The following is a 3,801-nucleotide window of genomic DNA, read 5'->3' on the forward strand; positions in this document are numbered from 1 at the left end:
CTACACAATTTATGACAATGTGAACAGGGGTCTCGCAAGGTCATGAAAGTTAACGAGTTATTGCGTTGGCTTATGCGAAGTCGGTGCGATTGCCCTGCTGCTTGAACGTGGCCTCAATCTGGAACGTGTCCAACGGCGAGTACTTGCCCATTCGGTAACGTAAATGGAAGCTGCATTTCCTTGTTTCCTCCAGAGGCATGGCTGATGGGAACAGCACACAAAGAATTCCTGTAAAAGGAATAGGAGCACAGCTCATGGAATTGCGACACCTTCGCTATTTTGTCGTGTTGGCCGAGGAGTTGCATTTCACGCGAGCTGCCGAGCGTCTTCATATCGAACAGCCGCCATTGTCCCGGGCAATAAAAGAACTGGAGGAAGAACTGGGGGTTGTGCTTTTCGATCGAGACCGCCGAGGAACCCAGTTGACCGCAGCCGGTTTGGCATTCTTGCAAGATACTCGACGACTATTCACCATCCTGGAGCAGGCACGGGAGAACGCCAAGGCTGTTGCTGCCGGCTTGCGCGGCAGCCTGCGCATTGCGGTGTCCGACGGAGCGATCGATCCACGGCTATCAGCGTTTCTTGCCCGTTGCCGTGCAGAAGAGCCCGAGATCGAGATACGTTTGTCCGAAGTGCCTTTGGCCGAGCAGTTGCGCGGGCTGCGCTCGGGCGACTTCATGATCGGGTTCGCTCATACGGCTGACGTCGGTGATGGCGTTGTCGCCGAACCCATCTGGCGAGACCCGCTGGTGATCGCGGTGCCGGCCCGGCATGCACTGCTCGCCTACAAGGAAGTTCCGCTCCATGAGATCAGGGGCCATCCACTTGTTTTGTGCGACCCGCATGTGTGCGAGGGCTACTGCCGAGAACTGGCTCGGCTCCTACAGACGCTGGAGCACAAGTTGAACGTCGTCGAAGAGGTGTCCTCGCTGGACATGATGCTCACCTTGGTCGGTGCAGGCTATGGTGTCGGCTTCATGACGGCGACCAAGATTCCGGTGAGCCAACGGCCAGACGTGGTGATCCGTCCCTTGGCGTTGGATTCAGCCGTGATGACCACCTATCTGCTTCGGCCTGACAACAGCGATTTGTCGGCCTCGCTGGAGCGATTTATCGATCGCCTGCGCGACCCTTCAGGTAGCTGACGAAGCCATCCTTAGCCGGTTACCTCACGCCTCGGTGTCGGCATGAAGATTGCGTTCAGTCGCAGCCATCAGTTCGGCGGCACTGATCCTGAGCGCAACGGAGATTTTCAGAATCAGGGCCAGCGTGGGCATATGTTCTCCACGCTCGATCTTGCCCATGTGAGAGCGCGCGATGCCGGCCATAGCTCCCAGTTCTTCCTGAGCAATCCCTTGCTCTACGCGTGCAGTGCGCACGGCTTTTCCGAAAGCCAGAGCTGGCTCGGCTTCAAATGTGGTTGTGCCCGAGGGACGGCCTCGTTGAACGGTACGCTTCTGCATTAGCAGAAGCGTCGGGCAGTCGAGAGAATTTAACCACGTTAAACTTAACGTGTATTGACTATCATGTCGGCTCGCCTTTTGCCATATTCCCTCTTGGGGGCTCTCATGCAGGACGCCACCAGCCAGTTTCCCTTTTCCGGTCTTAGGCTTGCCATAGCGCCTGGCGTACCGACGTCGCATCTCTCAGCATTGCTTGCATTGCAGCGTGCGGAGGAGCCGGAAGTCACCATTTCATTTCATGAGGTCTCAGGCGACGACTTGGTTAAGGGCATTAGGGAAGGCCGCTACGACGCGGGCATGTCGCTTGAAGGATTGAGGGATCCGGTGCTGAAAAGCCAACCTCTATGGACCGAGAACATGGCCGTTGCCATGCCACTGCGGTTTCCCTTGCTCAACCAGACGAAACTCACGATCGCGGAACTTTTGGCCTACTCGGTGTTTCGATGGCCTGCAGAGAGATGCCCCTTGCTGGATCAGCGGCTGTCTTCTCTTCCTGCAACGAATCAACAGAGCATACAGCGCGTTGCTTCCTTCGAGATGATCGCGCTATGGGTCGCTGCCGGCTACGGCGTGGGCGTATCCGCGCAATCACGCATCGAACATGCACACGATTGGGGCCTCCGCGCGCGGGCACTGTCCGACGGGCCCTACGAAATCGTGACCCACCTGCAGCGGCCTTGCGGACAGGCCGGGATTGTTTCTGAAGGATTCGCGCGCAGAGCACTGCAGGTCGCCAAGAATGCTCTAACCTAATCGAGTGCCAATGTCCTCGTACTGCATCTGCAGTTCAAGATGCTGCACCTCCAGTAGGCATTCCACTCGCCAAACAGCAGACATCATTCGCGCTCGATAACCCGAAGCAAAGCCGTTCTGCGCTTCGACATGGGGCCAAATGCCCTCGTGACCTCTTCAACGCTTTTCCCCGACTTCAATGCGTCGAGGATGTCGGCCCAGTCCTGCATGATCACCTTGCGCGATTCCACGAACTTCGTGTGGTCGTATGGAGCGCGCGAGGAGTCCTTGTTCTTCTTCGAGTGTGCGAGTTGGAGATCGACCCGCTTTTCGGGATACCCAAGCAACCCAAGGATCGTTGTGGCGGTCGAACGGAAGCCATGGGACGAAAACCGCCCGCCATAACCCATGCGCTTGAGTGCTTGATTGAGCGTCGTTGCCGACATCACTTGTCCCGGCTTCCTGTAGCTCGGGAACAATACTTTGCCGCCGCCAGTTAGAGCATGTAGTTCTCTAAGAGCGGCCACCGCCTGCCGTGACAGGGGAACCAGATGGGGGCGTCGCATCTTCATACGCTCGGACGGAATCGACCACATGGCGTTGTCCAGGTCGAACTCTTCCCAGGAGGCCTTGCGCAGTTCTACGGTGCGCACGTAGGTCAAGGCCATCAGCTTGAGGGCGAGGACTGTCGTCTGATAACCCCCTTCGTTATCCACCCGATTGAGAAAGTCCGGGATCTCTGCCCATGTCAACGGAGGGTTGTGGCGGACCTGAGGGCGCTTGACCAGTCCCTTGAGCAAGGCGGCAGGATCGAATTCGCAGAGACCTTGGGCAGCCGCATAACTGAAGATTTGCCCACACCACTGGCGAATGAGGATCGCCACAGTCTTCGCACCACGAGTCGCCACTTCCTTGATAATGGGCCGCAGATGCGGAGCCCTGATGCTGCTGATCGGCAACTTGCCAATCCGGGGGAAAACATCCTTCTCAAGGTAGCTGGTGACCTGGTTGGTGTAGTACTCGCTCCAGTGGGCATTGCTGACGATCCACTCCCGAGCAACGGTCTCGAACGTGCGTTCGTATGTGTCGGCCTGGAGGGCGATCGCCGCCTTTTTTTCCACGATGGGGTCGAGGCCATTCTTGACCAACGCCTTTGCTCGGTCCCGTTCCGCACGGGCCGCCTCCAGCGTGATCTTTGGGTACACCCCGATTGAGTACACCTGTTCAGCGCCGCCTAGCCGGTAGCGGTACCACCAGAGCTTGGAGCCGTTGGGCTGAACGCGCAAAAAGAGGCTGCCTCCGTCCCGGAGTTGGTACACCTTGGGCCTGGGCTGCGCCGTTTCCACTTTGCGCGCCGAGAGAAGATTGAGTGCTGTGAGTGCCATGTGTATAACGCCTCCAATTTGGCCCGTTACACACTCCATTACACACATTAGCACTGGATTTGTCCAGCTTTCAGAATCGCTCGATGGACTACCAACCCTTTAAAAACATGGACTTATATTTGCTCCGTGGAGGTTGATGGAAGCCACTGGACCTCAATCGTAGTTATCGATCATCAGCACGTTCATGCCTGGCTCCTCAATACCGGACTTCCATACGCAGA

The 3,801-nt window shown here is 57.1% G+C and carries 4 protein-coding genes; 2 read left to right on the plus strand and 2 right to left on the minus strand.

Annotated features, from left to right (window positions below):
• The first annotated feature begins 254 nt into the window (after positions 1-254).
• Positions 255-1,145, plus strand: a complete 891-nt coding sequence (locus V7Z75_RS14105) for a LysR family transcriptional regulator (RefSeq protein ID WP_334109279.1) — start codon at positions 255-257, stop codon at positions 1,143-1,145.
• Between the two features lie 24 nt (positions 1,146-1,169).
• Here V7Z75_RS14105 and V7Z75_RS14110 read toward each other — a convergent pair whose 3' ends face one another.
• Entirely contained in the window at positions 1,170-1,463 is a 294-nt protein-coding gene (locus V7Z75_RS14110; protein WP_334109281.1) for a helix-turn-helix domain-containing protein, read from the minus strand.
• Between the two features lie 105 nt (positions 1,464-1,568).
• Between V7Z75_RS14110 and V7Z75_RS14115 the strand changes: the two genes are divergently transcribed.
• Positions 1,569-2,216, plus strand: a complete 648-nt coding sequence (locus V7Z75_RS14115) for a substrate-binding domain-containing protein (protein WP_334109282.1) — start codon at positions 1,569-1,571, stop codon at positions 2,214-2,216.
• A gap of 83 nt (positions 2,217-2,299) precedes the next feature.
• Here V7Z75_RS14115 and V7Z75_RS14120 read toward each other — a convergent pair whose 3' ends face one another.
• Entirely contained in the window at positions 2,300-3,580 is a 1,281-nt protein-coding gene (locus tag V7Z75_RS14120; protein WP_334109283.1) for a tyrosine-type recombinase/integrase, read from the minus strand.
• Positions 3,581-3,801 lie beyond the last annotated feature (221 nt).

Origin of the sequence: Methylobacillus sp. (assembly GCF_036844465.1) — a bacterium.
Classification (GTDB): Bacteria; Pseudomonadota; Gammaproteobacteria; order Burkholderiales; family Methylophilaceae; genus Methylobacillus.

Excerpts from the sequence above, each read along its gene's own strand:
- V7Z75_RS14105 (WP_334109279.1), top strand. The coding sequence starts at position 255 with ATGGAATTGCGACACCTTCGCTATTTTGTCGTGTTGGCCGAGGAGTTG.
- V7Z75_RS14110 (WP_334109281.1), bottom strand. The coding sequence starts at position 1,463 with ATGCAGAAGCGTACCGTTCAACGAGGCCGTCCCTCGGGCACAACCACA.
- V7Z75_RS14115 (WP_334109282.1), top strand. The coding sequence starts at position 1,569 with ATGCAGGACGCCACCAGCCAGTTTCCCTTTTCCGGTCTTAGGCTTGCC.
- V7Z75_RS14120 (WP_334109283.1), bottom strand. The coding sequence starts at position 3,580 with ATGGCACTCACAGCACTCAATCTTCTCTCGGCGCGCAAAGTGGAAACG.